1 protein-coding gene is annotated in these 779 nt (G+C 60.2%); it reads left to right on the top strand.

Going from position 1 to position 779, the window contains the following annotated elements:
• The coding region (locus FYM52_RS18560; protein WP_154165155.1) for an elongation factor Tu at nt 1-779 on the top strand (779 nt) is incomplete at both ends.

The raw sequence follows: 779 nt of genomic DNA, 5'->3' as shown, positions 1-779 counted from the left end.
AAGCCCCACGTGAACGTGGGCACCATTGGCCACGTTGACCACGGTAAGACCACCCTGACTGCTGCTATCGCCACCGTGCTGTCCAAGCACTTCGGCGGTGAAGCCAAGGACTACTCGCAGATCGACAACGCGCCTGAAGAAAAGGCCCGTGGTATCACGATCAACACTTCGCACGTTGAGTACGAAACCGCCACGCGCCACTACGCTCATGTGGACTGCCCTGGCCACGCTGACTATGTGAAGAACATGATCACCGGCGCTGCCCAGATGGACGGCGCTATCTTGGTCTGCTCCGCTGCTGACGGCCCTATGCCCCAGACCCGCGAACACATCCTGCTGGCTCGCCAGGTGGGCGTGCCTTACATCATCGTGTTCCTGAACAAGTGCGACATGGTGGACGACGAGGAACTGCTGGAACTGGTGGAAATGGAAGTCCGCGAACTGCTGGACAAGTATGATTTCCCTGGCGACGACACCCCCATCGTGCGTGGTTCCGCCAAGCTGGCCCTGGAAGGCGACCAGTCCGACAAGGGCGAGCCTGCGATCCTGAAGCTGGCTGAAGCTCTGGACTCCTACATCCCCACGCCTGAGCGCGCTGTGGACGGCGCCTTCGTGATGCCCGTGGAAGACGTGTTCTCCATCTCCGGTCGTGGTACCGTGGTGACCGGTCGTATCGAGCGCGGCATCATCAAGGTCGGCGAAGAAATCGAAATCGTCGGTATCAAGGACACCCAGAAGACCACCTGCACGGGCGTGGAAATGTTCCGCAAGCTGCTGGA

Source organism: Comamonas sp. CAH-2 (genome assembly GCF_009668305.1).
Taxonomy (GTDB): Bacteria; Pseudomonadota; Gammaproteobacteria; order Burkholderiales; family Burkholderiaceae_C; genus Comamonas; species Comamonas aquatica.
This window is presented reverse-complemented; position numbering and strand designations above follow the sequence as displayed.